The organism is Nostoc sp. 106C (assembly GCF_002154725.1).
GTDB lineage: Bacteria > Cyanobacteriota > Cyanobacteriia > Cyanobacteriales > Nostocaceae > Aulosira.
Genome location: NZ_MTAW01000119.1, coordinates 51,576 through 68,145, shown reverse-complemented (window position 1 = coordinate 68,145; position 16,570 = coordinate 51,576). Strand labels below are relative to the sequence as shown.

The 16,570-nt window shown below is 43.9% G+C and carries 17 protein-coding genes and 1 pseudogene; 9 read left to right on the top strand and 9 right to left on the bottom strand.

Going from position 1 to position 16,570, the window contains the following annotated elements; translation table 11 throughout:
• The first annotated feature begins 1 nt into the window (after position 1).
• The 8 genes from BV375_RS16610 to BV375_RS16575 all read left to right on the top strand — a co-directional run bounded on the left by BV375_RS16610 (position 2) and on the right by BV375_RS16575 (position 5,426).
• Positions 2 to 2,251 (top strand): hypothetical protein, encoded by a 2,250-nt coding sequence (locus tag BV375_RS16610; RefSeq protein ID WP_086762341.1) that lies wholly within the window; start codon positions 2 to 4, stop codon positions 2,249 to 2,251.
• Positions 2,252 to 2,356: 105 nt separating this feature from the next.
• Positions 2,357 to 2,698, top strand: coding sequence for a hypothetical protein (locus BV375_RS16605; RefSeq protein ID WP_086833608.1), 342 nt, complete (start codon positions 2,357 to 2,359; stop codon positions 2,696 to 2,698).
• Between the two features lie 65 nt (positions 2,699 to 2,763).
• Positions 2,764 to 3,183, top strand: coding sequence for a hypothetical protein (locus BV375_RS16600; RefSeq protein WP_086762337.1), 420 nt, complete (start codon positions 2,764 to 2,766; stop codon positions 3,181 to 3,183).
• A gap of 2 nt (positions 3,184 to 3,185) precedes the next feature.
• Positions 3,186 to 3,683, top strand: a complete 498-nt coding sequence (locus BV375_RS16595) for a hypothetical protein (protein ID WP_086762335.1) — start codon at positions 3,186 to 3,188, stop codon at positions 3,681 to 3,683.
• Positions 3,684 to 4,382, top strand: a complete 699-nt coding sequence (locus BV375_RS16590; RefSeq protein ID WP_086762333.1) for a hypothetical protein — start codon at positions 3,684 to 3,686, stop codon at positions 4,380 to 4,382. It abuts the gene before it with no gap.
• A 43-nt stretch (positions 4,383 to 4,425) separates the two neighbouring features.
• Positions 4,426 to 4,623, top strand: a complete 198-nt coding sequence (locus tag BV375_RS16585; protein ID WP_086762331.1) for a hypothetical protein — start codon at positions 4,426 to 4,428, stop codon at positions 4,621 to 4,623.
• A gap of 50 nt (positions 4,624 to 4,673) precedes the next feature.
• On the top strand, positions 4,674 to 4,907 hold the full coding sequence (locus BV375_RS16580; RefSeq protein ID WP_086762329.1) for a hypothetical protein: 234 nt from the start codon (positions 4,674 to 4,676) through the stop codon (positions 4,905 to 4,907).
• A 114-nt stretch (positions 4,908 to 5,021) separates the two neighbouring features.
• Positions 5,022 to 5,426, top strand: a complete 405-nt coding sequence (locus BV375_RS16575; protein WP_086762327.1) for an NIL domain-containing protein — start codon at positions 5,022 to 5,024, stop codon at positions 5,424 to 5,426.
• Positions 5,427 to 5,602: 176 nt separating this feature from the next.
• Here BV375_RS16575 and BV375_RS16570 read toward each other — a convergent pair whose 3' ends face one another.
• Positions 5,603 to 5,839, bottom strand: coding sequence for a DUF3616 domain-containing protein (locus BV375_RS16570; protein WP_243713961.1), 237 nt, complete (start codon positions 5,837 to 5,839; stop codon positions 5,603 to 5,605).
• A 519-nt stretch (positions 5,840 to 6,358) separates the two neighbouring features.
• On the opposite strand from BV375_RS16570, the gene BV375_RS16565 reads away from it, so the two are divergent.
• Positions 6,359 to 7,375, top strand: coding sequence for a CHAD domain-containing protein (locus BV375_RS16565; RefSeq protein WP_086762325.1), 1,017 nt, complete (start codon positions 6,359 to 6,361; stop codon positions 7,373 to 7,375).
• Here the strand turns inward: BV375_RS16565 and BV375_RS16560 are convergent.
• The 8 genes and pseudogenes from BV375_RS16560 to BV375_RS16525 form a co-directional block, all read right to left on the bottom strand.
• Entirely contained in the window at positions 7,353 to 8,012 is a 660-nt protein-coding gene (locus tag BV375_RS16560; RefSeq protein ID WP_086762323.1) for a hypothetical protein, read from the bottom strand. The genes BV375_RS16565 and BV375_RS16560 overlap by 23 nt on opposite strands.
• Before the next feature lie 164 nt (positions 8,013 to 8,176).
• A pseudogene (locus tag BV375_RS16555) lies at positions 8,177 to 8,530 on the bottom strand (transposase); the annotation flags it as partial.
• Between the two features lie 17 nt (positions 8,531 to 8,547).
• Positions 8,548 to 9,804 (bottom strand): DNA cytosine methyltransferase, encoded by a 1,257-nt coding sequence (locus tag BV375_RS16550; RefSeq protein WP_086762321.1) that lies wholly within the window; start codon positions 9,802 to 9,804, stop codon positions 8,548 to 8,550.
• A gap of 52 nt (positions 9,805 to 9,856) precedes the next feature.
• Positions 9,857 to 11,026: a lipid-A-disaccharide synthase gene (gene lpxB / locus BV375_RS16545; protein ID WP_086762319.1), complete on the bottom strand. Its 1,170-nt coding sequence runs from the start codon at positions 11,024 to 11,026 to the stop codon at positions 9,857 to 9,859.
• A gap of 227 nt (positions 11,027 to 11,253) precedes the next feature.
• Complete coding sequence (lpxA, locus tag BV375_RS16540) at positions 11,254 to 12,072, bottom strand: acyl-ACP--UDP-N-acetylglucosamine O-acyltransferase (protein ID WP_086762317.1); 819 nt, start codon at positions 12,070 to 12,072, stop codon at positions 11,254 to 11,256.
• Positions 12,073 to 12,363: 291 nt separating this feature from the next.
• Positions 12,364 to 12,855 (bottom strand): 3-hydroxyacyl-ACP dehydratase FabZ, encoded by a 492-nt coding sequence (gene fabZ, locus BV375_RS16535; protein WP_086762315.1) that lies wholly within the window; start codon positions 12,853 to 12,855, stop codon positions 12,364 to 12,366.
• 60 nt (positions 12,856 to 12,915) lie between these two features.
• Complete coding sequence (gene lpxC / locus BV375_RS16530) at positions 12,916 to 13,779, bottom strand: UDP-3-O-acyl-N-acetylglucosamine deacetylase (RefSeq protein ID WP_086762576.1); 864 nt, start codon at positions 13,777 to 13,779, stop codon at positions 12,916 to 12,918.
• Positions 13,780 to 13,919: 140 nt separating this feature from the next.
• Positions 13,920 to 16,562, bottom strand: coding sequence for a BamA/TamA family outer membrane protein (locus BV375_RS16525; RefSeq protein ID WP_086762313.1), 2,643 nt, complete (start codon positions 16,560 to 16,562; stop codon positions 13,920 to 13,922).
• Positions 16,563 to 16,570: the final 8 nt, after the last annotated feature.

Here is a 16,570-nt window from a genome sequence, read left to right as displayed (position 1 = left end):
AATGGCTAGCTGTACTGATATTGAAAGTCTACTAAGTCAGCTAGTAGCTGATGTTAATTCTCTTAAAGGACAGGTTGCATCTTTAAGGGCACAACTTGCTGATATTTATCGTGCAATTGCTCAAAATGAATCAGAAATTGGTAGCGTTAACACCGAGCTACAAGACCTTAAAGCTAAATTAATTGCTTTTGGCGCTGGACTTGCAGCACTCGTTGCCGTCGCGGCTGCTCCATTAATTGCAGCAGCGCTTGAAGGTGTTTTGGCAGCAATTGCAGCTTTGGGGGTTGAAGTAGCAGCCGCATCAGCAGCCGTCGCAACAGTAGAAGCTGAATTTGTAGTGTTGGAAACTCAAATAGTATCGCTGACAGGTGAAGCAACTTCCGCCCTAGCATTAGCAGGCACAGCCGAGGGAACCGCAACTTCCGCCCTAGCATTAGCAGGCACAGCCGAGGGAACCGCAACTTCCGCCCTAGCATTAGCAGGCACAGCCGAAGGAACTGCAACTTCAGCCCTAGCATTGGCAGGTACAGCCGAAGGAACTGCAAATTCAGCATTAGGGACTGCACTACCAGCCTTGACCCTAGCGCAAAAAGCAGATTTAACAGCTGATTCAGCACTAGCATTAGCAGGCACAGCCGAAGGAACTGCAACTTCAGCACTAGGACTAGCAACGACAGCTGAGGGTTTAGCAACTACAGCCGAGGGGTTGGCAACGACAGCCGAAACAACTGCTAATGCAGCTATGGCAGAATTGCAACCACTAGCAGCCAGAGAACAAGCATTAGAATTGGCTTTTGCTGAGGAACGCCCAAAACTTCAACTTGCTCTCAACTTAGCAACCGATGCTGAGGGCAAGGTGATTATTTTAGAAAGCACCGTCGCAGCTGAACAAACAGAGATTGCAGGACTTCAGGGTGAAGTCGCAACAGCTCTTAATCTAGCAACTGATGCTGAGGGCAAAGTCATTATCTTGGAAAGTACAGTTGCAGCCGAACAGACAGAGATTGCAGCACTGCAAGCTGAAGTAGCTACAGCAATTACAACTGCTACCACAGCCGAAGCAACAGCAGCCGAAGCACTAGCCACAGCCGAGGCAGCACTTGCAAAACCACTGATTCCAGGACCTCCCGGACTACCAGGACCACAGGGTGAACCAGGTCCGCAAGGTGAACCAGGACCAAAAGGTGATCTAGGACCAGTCGGACCGCCGGGACTACCAGGTGAAACAGGATTAGGAGAGCCAGGACCACAAGGACCACCCGGAATCCCTGGTGAACCAGGACCAGTCGGACCACCTGGAATTTCAGGTGAACCAGGACCAGCCGGGTCACCAGGACCGCAAGGTGAACCAGGACCTCAGGGAATTCCAGGTGAACCCGGACCAGCAGGACCGCCCGGACTACCTGGTGAACCAGGACCATCAGGACCCCAAGGCGAACCAGGACCAAAAGGTGAACCGGGCGACAGTATTTTTGGACCACCAGGACCCCAAGGTGAACCGGGTCCTAAAGGTGAACCGGGCGACAGTATTTTTGGATCACCAGGACCCCAAGGTGAACCAGGTCCCAAAGGTGAACCGGGACCACAAGGATCAGCCGGTGAGAATGGCAAGGACGCAGAAGTGAATTTATCTACAATTACCGTTCCAGTATTTGTTGGTTGTAGTGATACCCATGAGCCAAACTACGAAGCGCGACCTATAACCGTGATTCAAGGCACTGAAGTTCAAGAAATATTGAAGTTTCAACAAATTGCTCAAATTGCTGGCGAACAATGTAAATTAGACAACTCTCGCTCATCAAATGTGATTGCTATAGCGTCGTTACCTGAACGCTATCAACTTTCGCCAGAGGGGCATATTCCGCAATTAGTTTGTCTATTTCGTGAGTTAAAAGGTGATGGTTCATTAGGTAGCGATTGGTATCCAATCACAATTCCACATCCACAGAACACCATTGAAACTGAACAAACCTCTCTACCAAATTACAAAAAAGGTTCATGGGAATTAATATTAGTTTTAAAAGACAATAGCAAAGTTTTTGTCAACGCATTCTCTAAAGATGATGCCGAACAATTGCTGACATCTATTAAGACTCAAATTAATCCTACCTATTTGGAAAATGCTACTCAAAAGATAGGACAGAGAAAGGGACAAGCGTTAAAAGAAATAACCGTTAAGATGGTCCGGGCTGACTATTACCCTCAAGGCACTGCCAATTCCAAGCCAGAGTGGTCAAAAAGGTTTGTCTAACGGCTCTCGTTGAGCATACGTTGCTACGGAGCCTTAAGCGCTCCGTTCGTTTGAGAGTCGATGACGAGGCTATCTTTGATGAAAAGCCTCAAACATACTTCTCATATGGCTAATCTGAAATCTTATTTACTAGTAATAGACTCTATCAATTACGCTTTGCACCTTGATAGCAATATATATGAAGGCATCAAAGATATGGTAGGTCTTCAAGACATGCCCGCCACACCTCCCGCATCTTTGCGACAAACTTCAATTGCTGAACTAGAAAAAAATGGACTAGCACACAAGATTAGTGTGGGACTTGCAACGACAGCCAATGGCAAGATTACAAAGCGAAAAATAGTAATGTGCCCATCTACTAAACCATTCAAAAACATGATTGGTAAACAGATTGCTAGCCTTTACGTTAAGTCTGCAAGTGTTAGAACTCACCGTAATTTCATCTAACAAATAACGTCGTAATTATCTCCAATAAATATCAAGAACAATATCAGGAATAATCGAAACAATATATGGCAGGACTTTACGCAATACTAGCGGTTACTGGTAGTCAATTGGCAACTGATGGAACTGAAAAGCCTTTCACTTTTTATTTTCGTGGTGCTAAATCTCTTTACGAAGATGCTACTTGGAAGACAGCCACAGGCATTACTGATGTAACCGCAACTCATGCTAATCAAGTTGTTCTCACAGATGTGGGCGACTTGCTTTTACACGGCATTTTAAGAACAGCAGAAGTTGAACTCATCGATTCTGACAGCAAAAAAGTTCTAGCAACGAAACGTGTACGATATGCCGGAACTAAAGCGGCCACAATTGAAAACAAAACTGCTGACGGTGGCATTGTTGGTCTGACTTGGAAAGGCGCTGGTAAATTCAACGGTAAGCCAGTCGGCGCTGTTATCGAAACCAGAACAGCAATTGTTGACTAAATATGAGTAACCCAGTTTTGGATCTGGGTAATTCAGCTAATTGGGAACAGCTTTATTTCACGTCAGTTGATGCGGTGGGTGCAAATAGTGCTTTATTTGTGCCCATTCCCCCTATCACTGTTCCCATTTTGATTGAATCCCATATAATCGCTCTTTCTATTACTTCTACTAATGCCAAAAGTAGCTGGAATTTTGGCGGGTTACTTTCTCAAAAAGTTGCACTAGGGTTAACTGTTGGCGGATTACCTGATTCAGCAGCAATCCAAAAATATAAGCTTTATCTCAACCATTTAACTTTACTCATTCTGCCAAAACTTACCACTAATTATTCTGTAGAAGTTGCTATTCCAAAATGGTTTAAACAAGTATCGCTCGTACTTTGGCAGTACATTGGAACTGAAAGTGATACTACAGAAGATTTGATCAACCAAATTAAGACTGTAGATTTACCCAGGATTGAAGGGAAGATCGATTCTATTAATGATGTGTTGGGGGGTTAAATGCCGTATACAGTCAATGATGATTTAGACCCTAACAATCTACCCAACCCTACAAACATCATTAAAGCTATTAATCTCCTTGCCTATCAAATTAAGCAAATTACCGGTAAGGAAAGCTGGCTAGTAAAACCTGATATTTCAATCTCCCAACTTTATGTAGTACCAGTACAAGAGCATACCTTGAGCTATGTTTCAGATGGTGATACAAACGGCGTTTTTTATTACCTGGGAACAAGTAAAGGAACTCAGGGATGGATAAATCCGCACAACTCCGGTGCTCTTGAAATATCAATGAGTTCCAAGCTTGCTGGTTTTGACACAACGATAATGGAGTCAAGAGTTGTAGACAGGCACCCGACAGACCAGATAGCTACGAATAATGTACCCGATGGGTACATTGATATCGACCTAAAAACAGCCAGGCTGAAGCTAAAAGATTACACAGTCCTAGGTAGGAATTGGTCAGATAATCACCCGTTCCATTGGCTCGTAAAAGGTTCCAATGACCAAACTATGTGGACAACATTACAAGATAGAAATGGCGCTGCTTTAATTCAAAACACTTGGGACCATGAGGACGTGAATTCTAGCACCGCATATAGATATTTTAGGTTTCAGCAAGTCGGTATAAATGCAAGCTCTCAATACTATTTTTGTATTGGTGGATTGGAATTATATGGTGATATAAGCTTCTCGTAACAATCCTACAAAAGATTTAATTTGATGTTCTAAGGAGTCCTCCATGATTGGTATTGATGTTGCCGCTGCTGGTTTATTTTTGGCAGCAATCACATTTTTCTTTAAGGCAACTGGAGAAATGAAAAAAGATGCGGCTGAAGCTGCTACGCATCGTGAGCGCACGTCAGGTCAGCTTGAAATTATTGTGTTTCGTGTAACCAGGATTGAGAAACACCTGGACGGGCAGACCAAGCAAGTATAAATTGTTGGAAATTCCTACTGTATAAAAATTTTCTGTTAGGAGAACTCATAATGCGAGCCAAATTTTATGTAGAAAGCGTAACCAAGCATTCTAGCGGTAGCACTTCAGTTACTCTCATGGCAGTATCCAGGGGACCCAATGAAAGTACAAGATTTTGGAGAGCCACACCAAATGGCAAATTAGAAATGTGCATCACTAATCCTGATGCCCAAGACTTTTTTAAGGTAGGTACAGATTACTACCTTGACTTCACTGCGGTAGAACCGAGTGGGGATTCAGTTTAACGGGGATTGGGGATAAGGGAGATGAGCAGGGGCAAGGGGATAAAAAATGCGACTCACTACAGCGCGACAGAAATAAAGATACGTTAGAACAGAGATAAAGTCTCTGCGAAATCAGTGAAAAAACGAGTTACTCTTACTTTTCCCAAACGCGCCATACAAATGCCAGTTACTTATCGGCTGGCAAAAGAGTTCAATGTTGCTGCCAATATTATCCGTGCCCAAGTCGCTCCCAATCAAATTGGCAAACTAGTTGTCGAACTTTTAGGAGACATCGATCAGTTAGATGCTGCCATTGAGTGGATGCGATCGCAAAATATTAATGTTTCTCATACATTGGGTGAAATTATCATTGATGAAGAGGCGTGTGTCGACTGTGGCTTGTGTACTGGGGTTTGTCCGACTGAAGCCCTAACCCTAAACCCAGAGACATACAAGCTGACATTCACGCGATCGCGCTGTATTGTCTGTGAACAGTGTATCCCCACCTGTCCTGTGCAGGCGATTTCCACCAATCTTTAAATTACCTCCACTATCAGGAAGTTAATTGTCAAGAGTCATTTTTCCTCCCTACCCTGCGGGAACGACTTTGTCGAACGGGTGATGCTCGTACCGACGCTCGTTCACCTTTGACTTCTCCCCTACTCCTCTATCTTTTTGTACTAGTCAAGTTGAACACATCGGCTATGACTGTGTTATCATCTACCAGCCGATTCTTGGCTATTATTGGATTTAGGTTTTTTACGCTTGTAGCTGTGGGAACCTACAAACCATAGGTAATAATCTGTACAAGCAAGCCCTTCAATATTAATTTCCTCAGTTTCTGGTACAGGTAAACTAATAAATTTTGCTACTCGAAAGTGTTGATAGTCTCCAAAGTTGTTAGTATCTATTAAATAGAGTCTTTCAATGGTTGAAGTTTCATTTGAACCCAACCAGAGCTACTTATGTGAGGTTAGCAGTAATGCCGAAAGGTCTTTTCTGCGTTTTTGAAAACTCTTTGTAAACCTCAGAAAGACTTCTTCTCTTAAATAAGAGTTATACATTTTACAATGTTTTTAAGTATTTGTCGCTTTGATTATTAAGCTAATAATCATTCAAATTGCATCCCCGAGTCTCCCTTTCTCCGCGTCGCCGCGTCCTTCTGAGGCTAAGGATTATGCAACTTAAAGGCGGGTTAGCTTATGTCAATATTTTAAATGATACTAATTTTACCTATATAAATATTAGCTAATTTACTTTTTTGCCAGTTATCATAGTTGATTTAAAATTAGCGATAACCACAAAAATCGTGGTGAAATTTACAGTGGATTTCCAGATAATAACTTCTTCAGTATTATACTAAAATTTTTTATAAAAATTTAACTTTAAAAAAATATCAAAAGTTATATATGCGATTTTTTGTCTAGTGCTATTATGCAATAACCTGATTCAGTATGAGATTGCTGTAAATTATGAAATTAGATACAAATGCAACGGTGCAAACTCTTGGAGACTACGCTTACCAGGCGATTCAAAAACATTATAAGAAAACCTTAAAGTGGGAAAAATCAGTTAAGAAAGATGAAGATCCAGAAGCTTTGCATCAAATGCGAGTAGGGATGCGACGGTTACGTACCGCTGTAAGCAGGTTTGTCATAGCCTTAGATTTATCAAAGCCGATTAGTGATAAAAATATCGGTAAAATTGCTCGCCGTCTTGGTAATCTCCGAGATTTAGATGTACTCAAAGAAACCCTAGAAAAAGATTATAAACCGCGTTTATCTAAAAAAGAACAGAAATATTTGCATACAGCATTTGATGCTATATCAAAGCAAAGGGAACAAGCACTATCTACAGTAGAAACAACATTAAAGGATGAATCTTACAAATCCCTAAAACAAGAATTGGAAGAATGGTTAGAAAAACCAAGCTATAAAGATTTAGCATCGATTACTATTCAGCAAGTTCTACCAGATTTACTTTTACCAGAAGTGAGTCAGTTTTTGTTACATCCCGGTTGGCTCGTGGGAACCGAAGTCGGAGAATCGGAGTTAAAAGTTCGCAAAGGGTGGGAAGCAGACAAGGTAGAACAACAATTAATAAATAACGGTGAAACACTTCATAATTTACGCAAACAAGCTAAACGGGTTCGCTATCAAATGGAGTTATTTTCTGATCTATACAGTGAGTCATACGCAGCTTATATTGTAGATGTCAAAAGTATCCAAGACATCTTGGGTGCGATGCATGATAGTGTGGTATTGACTGAGTGGCTAGAAGATGTGTTTAAGTCAGATATGCATAGTCATCTGCATGGATTGACTAAATTATTAGCAGAAAATCGTTACCAATTGTGGCAGCAGTGGCAACCATTACAGGAGCGCTATTTGAAAACCGAAACTCGACATGGTTTTCATTTAACGATACTGCATCCCAAGGAATCTGGTTTTTCCACTGAAGATGAAATTAGCGAGCAGACAATTGGATAGGAGCTTCAAGCGACAAAACATAAACACTGCTTTGGGGAATTTGGACAATACGGGTATTTTCTGCCGAACGCAAGCCTGAGACTAATCCAATGGCGCTCCCTAGCATTGCACCTCGGTCAAACTGTTCAGGATCTCCATTGCTCAAAAAGCCCAAGGTACTTCCGGTTAGTCTACCCCAAACAGAACCGTTTTCTACAGCTTTATCATTAGCTCGCTTTTGGGTAATAGTAGTGCCAGGAATCATCTGACTCGATGCTTTAATTGAGACAATTCGACCATTAATTACCAGCGATTGTGCAACAATTTTAGCCCCTCCATCAGTGGGTTTAAGAACAATGGTGACGGGAGTATTTTCTGGTGCTACAACATTACCTTGAGCATCTTTAATCGCACTAGCTAAAGGAAGTGTCAAAGGATAATCTTTCTTTTGCCCAACATCTACAGTGACAGATGCAGGAAACGAGACAATAATTGCTGTATCTTGAGGAATAGTTAGATCTTGACTGACTGCTTGGGGCTGAGGCTGCACAGTGGGTTGAGGCGATACGCTAGGAACTGGTTGAGCGCTAGCTGGTACTGTGAGAGCACCCAAAAGAGACATAGAACAAGCAAGGCTTAACAAAATTTGAGTTTTCATGACCGTTTTCCTTTTGATGTGAGCAGTGTTTTCCAGGTTTCAACCCCTTCACTCAATCAATAGGTTAGCGATCGCTAGTTTATGCAGTCTGATGTCACTCAGTTAGGTATCGATAATTGTAATTTCTCAATTGTATCTGCTGCGATGTCTGCGACTGGCTACGCCTACGCACTTCGCAAAATCGCTGTTAAGCTTTCTAAATCGGCAATTTGGGCAATTTGGGGCATTAGTTGTAACCCTTCACTGCCAAATTTCATCTCCAATGTCATTTCAATGTTCGCTAGCATTTGTTCACGTCTTCCGTGTTGTTCACCGCGTTGTTCACCACGGATTTCACCTTCACGCAGAATTTCTTGATACCAGGGTGACTCGCGCAATATTGTCATATCCCACCTCATGATTTGTTTAACTAATGCACTATCTATTACAAACGTAGCAAAAAATGCTAATACCGTTTCTAGTTGACTTAATTGTTCTTCAGCTTGCAATAAAAGTAATGCTTTGGTAATGATAGCCTTAGCGGTCTTATTAGAAATTACAAATAATATTTAACAGCTTCTGACATTTTAAAATGCAATAAACTTTCATGACCAAGTTCTTGGATTGCTTCAGGCTTAGAGGGAAGTATCCTCAGCGCCTTCATGATTTCTAATGCTATTGACTTGGCTAAAAAAGGAGGTACAGAGTTACCAACTTGGCGGAAGCCGTGCCATTTAGTTATATGAAATCTAAACCAATCGGGGTATGAATGCAGCCGCGCCGCTTCTCTAACTGTGATACATCTGGGCGTGAAAGGATGAATTGGTCTAGGAGAAGTAAAAGAACCTCGATACATATCTGTACCTGCTCTTAAGGTGTTACAAACACCAGATGGATGTAATTTATGAAAACGACTAATTGGTTCTCTTTCCCCTTGAACTGTAGCAGCAAAGCGTTCAATAGTTGCACTTGAGTGTTTAGTACGGAGGCTGGAAGAGAGAATTCGGGAATCAAATTTACGTGGGTATGAATAATCATTTTCTAAAGTCTTAATACTGCGAAGTGTCAGAGCATAATTACTGGGTTTGCCATACTCTGCTACTACCGAATCTCTTAGCAGTAACTCTGAATATTTTTCGACTTCCGGTAGATCTCCAATTGCATCCCAGACTGTAGGACTAATTGGCAGTAAAGATGAATTTTGTGAGGAGTGATTTGGCTTTGCTACTTGGGTAATGCGTTGGGGATATTTTGGTAAAGCTACATCCTCCCGTGCTCCTAGGAGAAATAATCTTTCCCGCGCTTGTGGTACTCCGTAATGAGCAGCATTGAGAACTTGGTAATTTTCTTCTACTTGATAACCTTTAATTTGAAACTCGCTAATCAAAGTTTTGAGAATTTGTTTATGTTCGCCGATTGTGATACCTCGGACATTTTCCATCACAAAAAATTTTGGTTGTAACTCCAAAACTAGGCGATGAAAGTGAAATACTAAAGAGTTGCGTGGATCGTCAAAAGCTCGTTTACCAATAATAGAAAAACCTTGGCAAGGACTCCCACAAATTACTACATCAATTTCACGATCGCCAATTTGCGATCGCTTTCTAATCTCATCCCCGGTTGTATCCACAACGTTTTGGCATAACACCGTCCAGAAAGGAAAGTTAAATTCGTGGATGGCACAATGAATCGGGTCAATTTCTACCGATGCGAGTACATCAAAGCCAGCTTGTTCAAAGCCAAGAGTCATGCCGCCTGCACCAGCGAACAAGTCTACCGCGATTGGTCGTTGCTTTCTCAACTCATGAGCCATGACACCTCTAAGCTGACTCTGAAATTTTTACAAATAACTCCCAATCTAAAATCTAAACTCTCATATCCGGTAGCATTTGCAAAATTTCTTGAGCAGCGCGATCGCATACTCCTACTTCTCCCAAACATTGCCGCATTTCTTGATAATCGGCTAGAGTTTGCTGTCTCTTATCGGGATTGAGCAGTAATTCCATTGCGGCTTGGATAATATTTTCTGCTGTAGCTTGCTCTTGTAAAAACTCTGGCACAATTTCCCGCATCACCAGCAAATTGGTTGGCGATGCAAAGGGGATAGAACCTTTAAGAATGTTACGGGCAATCCAAGCCGTAATTGGGTTTAGACGATAGACAACTACTTGCGGTACATTTAACAGGGCAAGTTCCAGGTTGACAGTGCCTGATTTGGTAATGGCAAAATCAGCAGCAGCAAAAACTTCTTTTTGTTGATCCGATACGACTGTGGCCCGTAAACCGTAACGCTGAATTCCTGCTGCAATTGGTTCTCGGAATTCTTCTAAAGATAGGGGAATCCAGAAATGAACTTCTGGTAATTTCGCTTGAATAGTTTGGGCAGCTTGAAAAATTACTGGTAAAAGATATTTTAATTCTTGATGACGAGAAGCAGGCAATAGAGCGATCGCAATCGCCTCTGGGGAAATACCCAATTTAGCGCGGGCTTCCTGGCGGCTGGGAGCAGTTTGCATCCGGTCAACTAGGGGATGCCCCACCCAGCTAACATCGGCACCTTGCTGGCGAAAATAACGGGCTTCTTCGGGGAAGATGGCTAAGAGCTTATTTGTAAAGCCAACAATGCGATTAGTATTACGCAAACTGACCGACCACACCCACTCTTGGGGAGCTATATAATAAACCACCGGCACTTTTGGTAAATGCTGTTGCATATAAGTACCAATGCCGAGATTTGGGCCCATATAGTCAATTAGCAGCACCAAGTCAGGGGGATTTTGCTTCAAGTAGGCGATCGCTTTTCGTTGCACTAGAAGAGTAGGTACAAGATAAGGCAGGGATTCTAAAAGACCCATTGAGCCGATATGGCTAGTATCGCCCAGTATGGTTGCCCCTGCCGCTGCCATTTTTTCGCCACCCAGTGCCACAATCTCTAACTCCAAGCCAGCAGCCAGCGCTTGACGCTTCAGTGCCGCAATTAGTAAAGAACCTTGCAAATCGCCAGATACTTCGCCAGTGCTGATAAATATCCGCATTTGGTAATTGAGGAGAAAATAAGGGACAGGAAAACATCTTTTTTGTCTCACGCAAAGTCGCACAGAAGAACGCAATAGAGTAATCCTGTACTTACGCACAATCTCTTTCAAACTCTTATTTCTACCCTTCGGGAACGCCTCCGGCTAACGTGACCTTTGCGTCTTTTGCGGTTTGTTATTCTAAGTTGAGTTGGGGATTTAGACCTCAACTCAAACTTCTAACTGACTTAGGATTCATCACTAGCGCTTGGTTTACCTTTTCCAGGAATCAAACCCCGTCTTCCTGGCATTTTAGAGAGTAGTAAGAAGCGTCGCAGGTGTTGTAGCTGTTCGGTATCACCTAGCAGTTCCAGCTGTTCCAAAGCCTCTTTAAAGGTTAAGTTAGAGCGATAAAGAATCCGAAAAGCTTTTTTGAGGGTTTGCAACTCGCCCTGATCCATACCAGAGCGTTTTAGCCCTACCAAGTTGAGGGTTCGCACTCGCGCCGGATTACCCTCCACAAGCATATATGGCGGCACATCCCGGTCAATACGTGCCATACCCCCGATCATTGAGTGCTTGCCAATACGCACAAATTGATGGACTCCCAAAACCCCACCAAGCCTAGCGCGTGATTCTATATGAACATGACCCGCCAGCGCTACGGAGTTGGGAATAATCACATGGTCTTCAATAACGCAGTTATGAGCCACATGGACATAAGCCATCAATAGGTTGCCGTTGCCAATGACTGTCGCTTCCCCTGCACCAGTAGCGCGGTTAATGGTGACGTACTCACGAATTTGGTTATTGTCACCAATTTTGACCCAGGTAGGTTCTCCCACATATTTGAGATCCTGGGGTTCCATGCCGATAGTTGCACCAGGGAAAATCTGATTTCGCGCCCCAATTTCACAGGGTCCTTCTAGCACTACATGAGCGCCAATTATTGTTTCAGGACCTACTTTAACATGCGCTCCAATCACAGCATAGGCACCGACTTGCACTGATGGGTGGAGTTCCGAGTTAGGATGAATTACAGCAGTTGGGTGAATAAGCGTCTTCAAGGGTGAATCTCCAGAACTGTCTTGAGAGCCTGCGCCTTTCTGGGTTTAGGCTGGCAGCGTACTGCTAGGGTTTCCCCGTTGAGGCGACTGGCGTTGCGGAACATTTAAGCTCTCAGTTACTGAACACAAGTATTCAGTTACCGAAAGTGTCGGGCAAAGCAAGTTAAGTGTGAGGGCGACGAAATTAAGAAATTATAAATTACTCTTGTGGCTAGTTAGTTTTACTGCTATCCTTTTTCAGGTTTCAGTAAAGGCACTTCACGGCTGTGCCCTTACCACAAGAGCAGGTTTTTAGTTTACTAAAGAAAACATTAATTCGCCTTCAGCAGCTATCTGACCGTCAACTTCAGCACGACCCTGCATTTTACCGAAACGACGCTGTTTTACCCACAACAGTTCCACGGTCATGATTAGCTGATCTCCTGGAACTACTTGGCGACGAAAGCGGACTTTATCGATACCAGCAAACACGAATAGTCCACCTGCGTCATAATCTGGTAGTTGCGTCAGGACTATACCGCCTACTTGTGCCATTGCTTCAACAATTAGCACTCCTGGCATCAGTGGCCTTCCTGGGAAATGACCTTGAAATTGAGGTTCATTTACAGTGACGTTTTTCACACCTACCGCTAGTTTTCCTGGAACATAGTCAATAATTTTATCTACCAGTAAAAACGGGTAGCGGTGAGGCAGGAGGTTTTGAATTTCTTCAGTGGTGAAGATTTTTTTCGGTTCCGGTGTGCTTTGAGCTTTAATGCTATCGGCTTCGGTGAGGGTTGTCATTGGCTGTGCGCTTGTTTTTCAATCTGGAATCGAACAGCGAAGGAATTCTAAATTTGAAGGTTAAGATTTGTGAATCAATCCAAAATCTAAAATCCTTTGTGCCAGTTGAATATGTAAATTGTGGCTGGCTTTATACGCTAAGAAGTGAGCACGAGGAAGATTTCCTAGTAAACTCAAATCTCCTACTAAATCCAAGATTTTATGACGTACTGGCTCATTTGCAAATCTTAATGGTGGATTTAACCAACCATCAGGGCCGCAGACGAGTGCATTCTCCAAGCTACCACCCTTGATTAAGCCAGACTGCTGCAAATGTTCGATTTGATGCAACAAACCAAAGGTGCGTGCGGGAGCAATTTCTGTAGCAAAGCTAGCAGAGGCATTTTCCAGATCGGCAGTTAGTGACCAGCTGTGCCATTGGTTACCAATAGCAGGCAGATCAAAGTCAATACCGTAGCTAAAACGGGTTTCTGATGCCGGGAGAGCACAAGTAAAGGCATCTCCCTCATAAACCCAAATTGGCTCTTTAATAGCCACGGATAGTTCGCGGCCAGTTACGGCTTGCGATCGCAAGCCAGCTTGGGCGATGCTTTCTGTCCATACCCTCGCCGAACCATCCAGCAGTGGCACTTCCGGCCCATCAATTTCAATCCGAGCGTTATCTACACCCATACCCGTAAGAGCTGCCAATAAATGCTCGACAGTACGGATGCACGCCTCACCTTTACCCAATTGGGTTGAGAGAAGAGTTTGACTAACTGCTGCAACTTGGGCTGGGATGATTGGTGAATTTGGTAAATCCACTCGCACAAAGTAGCGCCCGCTACCCACATCGGCTGGTAGTATCCGAACGTGGGTATTCACACCGCTATGCAGCCCCACTCCGGTTTGAGTGAATGGTGCAGCTATTGTGTGTTGTTGCATAAACAAAAAGTCAGTATCTTGCGGTTGGTATTGTTCATATTCAGATTTAGCTAAACCTGCGAACTGCACCTGAAAATATTAATAATTCCTGTTCTAGGGTCAAGAGTCAAGAGTTCTTAGACTTTGGACTCTTGACTAAGTTAAAATCTTTCGCCAATCCCAAAATTGATCCGGCTGTCACCCTCATCGTTGAGACCGTAGTCAATGCGAATTGGTCCTAATGGTGATTGCACACGAACACCAAGACCATAGCCATAGCCAGTACCATTTTTGTTCAGTAATTCAGCTGCTCTGGTACTGGTTCCTAAATCAGTACCAAAATCGAAAAATAGTGCCCCACTGACTACTGAGAACACAGGGAAGCGATACTCAACAGTGGCTTGCACATAACTGCGAGCGCTAGTTAATGTACCTTCTTCATAACCACGAACGGAATTACTACCACCTAAAGTAAAGGCTTCATAAGGAGGTAAGTCACCTAAAACAGTGCCTCCTTGCAAGTTAAAAGCCAGAGTTTGCGGCCCTTTGCTGAAGCTAATTAAGCTGACCGGAACATATTGGCTGTAGCTACCCCGTAACCGTGTGAGGAAGATACTACCTTGCCCTATGGGAACTGACTGATCGACCCCGAAACGAAGATAAGAACCATTAGTGGGTTGCAAGGGGTTATTACGGCGATCGCGTTGTGCTCCCAGTTGAAGTAGCAACAAATCGTCGTCACCTGTCCCAGATTGGGTCAGGGGAATTAATTCTGTCGGTAGTCCATTCCTATAGATTGTGCCTTGGGTTCTGCTATTGCCATCAGCATCTTTGGTGGAAACTCGTTGATATTGGAAACCCGCTGAAGCAGTCCATTCGGAATTTGCGTAGGGATTAGCTGAAAGCGGACGGGTAAAAGTTACACCACCACCTAAACGAACCACACGGGGGCGATCGCCTTCGGTATCACCAGGTGCAAAGGTCTCAATATTTTCATCTTTGCCATCAAAAATCAAGGAAATTGAACGACGACGGAAAATATTAGCTGTGTAAGAAGTCCGATATGGATCGCCGTCAATCCAAGGATCTGTAAAGCGTAGGTCAAACAGCAGTTCCCGTTCACCTACTTGTAACTCAGCTCCTAGACGTTGGTTTCTACCATTGAGGTTTTGCTGCTGATAACTAATAGTGCCGAATAGTCCACTGGCAGAACTAATACCCGCACCTGCGGCAATAGAACCGCTGTTGCGTTCAGCCACATTCACCACTACATCTACTTTGCTGGGGTCACTACCAGGATCAAGAGAAACGTTGACATCTTCAAAGATCCCTAACCCATATACCCGTTGTAGGTCTTTTTGGACAGTGTTGCGGTTAAATACCTGTCCTGGCTTCAACTCCAACTCTCGCGTGACGATGTATGGCTGTGTTCTTCCCCGGATTGGTTGTCCCTTCTCGTCTGTATCTTGACCTTCTTTATTGCGAAACCGGACTCTAATGTTCTCTACTACCCCTTCAGCTACCTGTAAGGTAACAATTCCATTTTCTGAGACTTGGGGTGCTCCGATGACATTCGCTAGCACGTATCCTTTGTCTTGATAGCGCTTGGTTAATTGCTTGATACCTTCCTGCAAGTCACGCAAGTTGAGGATCTTGCCATACTGATCGCGAAAAACTTCATCCGCAGTGGTTTGTGGGAGTACAGAAGTAACACCTGTACCAGGATTTGCTTGGATTTGCACCTTGGTGAGGACTGGGTTTGGCTGGACAACAAAACTCACCCTTACACCTAAAGGTGTATCTTCTGGCACTGCTTGGACATTCGAGAAGAAACCTGTACCAAAGATGGCATTGATATCTTCTTGAAGTTGCGCGCGGGTAGTCGTCCTTCCTGGTTGGGTACGAATCGCTGAGTAAACTTGATTTTCCAGTTCTGGTGCTAGTTGCCCAGATTGGGATCTCACCGCTACTTCTGATACTAGTACGCGGGGTTCACTTGATTCTGGAGTAGTTTCTGGATTAGTGGGAAATACAGGTGCCCCTACTGGTGGGTTGGTATTGTCCTGGGATGGAGCGTTACCAGGAGCCGGAGCAGGTGCTGGTTGTTGCGTACCTGGGGTGGGAATGTTGGGAAATGGTGCTTGTTGGGGAGTAGGCTGTGGGGTTCTTTGTTGTGGGATTGGCTGGGGAGTAGGTTGGAGAGTAGGTTGTGGCGTTTGTTGGAAAATTTGTGCAGTTTTTGGTGTTGTGCTTGGCACTAATTCTTCTGCTGTCCCAGTCTCTGCTGACTGATTTGGTAATGTAGCGATCGTCCGAGGCTGGAGACCTTCTAGTGCCCTTACCCCGGCGCTAGGGGGTTTTTGCATTTGTATCGTTGTGGGCGTTATAGTCCCAGCTGAGCGATTGGGGAATGCTGCCACGATGGTCCGGGGCTGGAGACCCTTCAGTGCTCTCACCCCTGCGCTAGGGGGTGTTTGAGGAATTTGTGTAGTTTGTGGCCTTGTTGTGGTTGGCACTATTACTGCTGATGTCATAGTCCCCAACGAGGGATTGGGGAATGCTGCCACGACATTAGGAGAATGGAGACCTTCCAATGCCGAAATCGCTGGGGAGTGCGCGGAAGATTCCAGATTTTCACTAGAGCGTTCTTGACCGATGTCATTTTCAGGCTGCTGATTTGTCGTCGGTGTAAACACCTCTGCTGTCTGTTGGAAATTGTTAGTGGCTTGTGCATTTGCACTTAGCGGGGCACCTAAAGGAGCGGTAATTGTTACCGCTGCCACTAATACGGGAGATAAACGCATTTTATTTC

Coding starts and splice junctions, on each gene's coding strand:
- BV375_RS16610 (WP_086762341.1), top strand. CDS start 2: ATGGCTAGCTGTACTGATATTGAAAGTCTACTAAGTCAGCTAGTAGCT.
- BV375_RS16605 (WP_086833608.1), top strand. CDS start 2,357: ATGGCTAATCTGAAATCTTATTTACTAGTAATAGACTCTATCAATTAC.
- BV375_RS16600 (WP_086762337.1), top strand. CDS start 2,764: ATGGCAGGACTTTACGCAATACTAGCGGTTACTGGTAGTCAATTGGCA.
- BV375_RS16595 (WP_086762335.1), top strand. CDS start 3,186: ATGAGTAACCCAGTTTTGGATCTGGGTAATTCAGCTAATTGGGAACAG.
- BV375_RS16590 (WP_086762333.1), top strand. CDS start 3,684: ATGCCGTATACAGTCAATGATGATTTAGACCCTAACAATCTACCCAAC.
- BV375_RS16585 (WP_086762331.1), top strand. CDS start 4,426: ATGATTGGTATTGATGTTGCCGCTGCTGGTTTATTTTTGGCAGCAATC.
- BV375_RS16580 (WP_086762329.1), top strand. CDS start 4,674: ATGCGAGCCAAATTTTATGTAGAAAGCGTAACCAAGCATTCTAGCGGT.
- BV375_RS16565 (WP_086762325.1), top strand. CDS start 6,359: ATGAAATTAGATACAAATGCAACGGTGCAAACTCTTGGAGACTACGCT.
- BV375_RS16560 (WP_086762323.1), bottom strand. CDS start 8,012: ATGAAAACTCAAATTTTGTTAAGCCTTGCTTGTTCTATGTCTCTTTTG.
- BV375_RS16550 (WP_086762321.1), bottom strand. CDS start 9,804: ATGGCTCATGAGTTGAGAAAGCAACGACCAATCGCGGTAGACTTGTTC.
- lpxB (WP_086762319.1), bottom strand. CDS start 11,026: ATGCGGATATTTATCAGCACTGGCGAAGTATCTGGCGATTTGCAAGGT.
- fabZ (WP_086762315.1), bottom strand. CDS start 12,855: ATGACAACCCTCACCGAAGCCGATAGCATTAAAGCTCAAAGCACACCG.
- lpxC (WP_086762576.1), bottom strand. CDS start 13,779: ATGCAACAACACACAATAGCTGCACCATTCACTCAAACCGGAGTGGGG.
- BV375_RS16525 (WP_086762313.1), bottom strand. CDS start 16,562: ATGCGTTTATCTCCCGTATTAGTGGCAGCGGTAACAATTACCGCTCCT.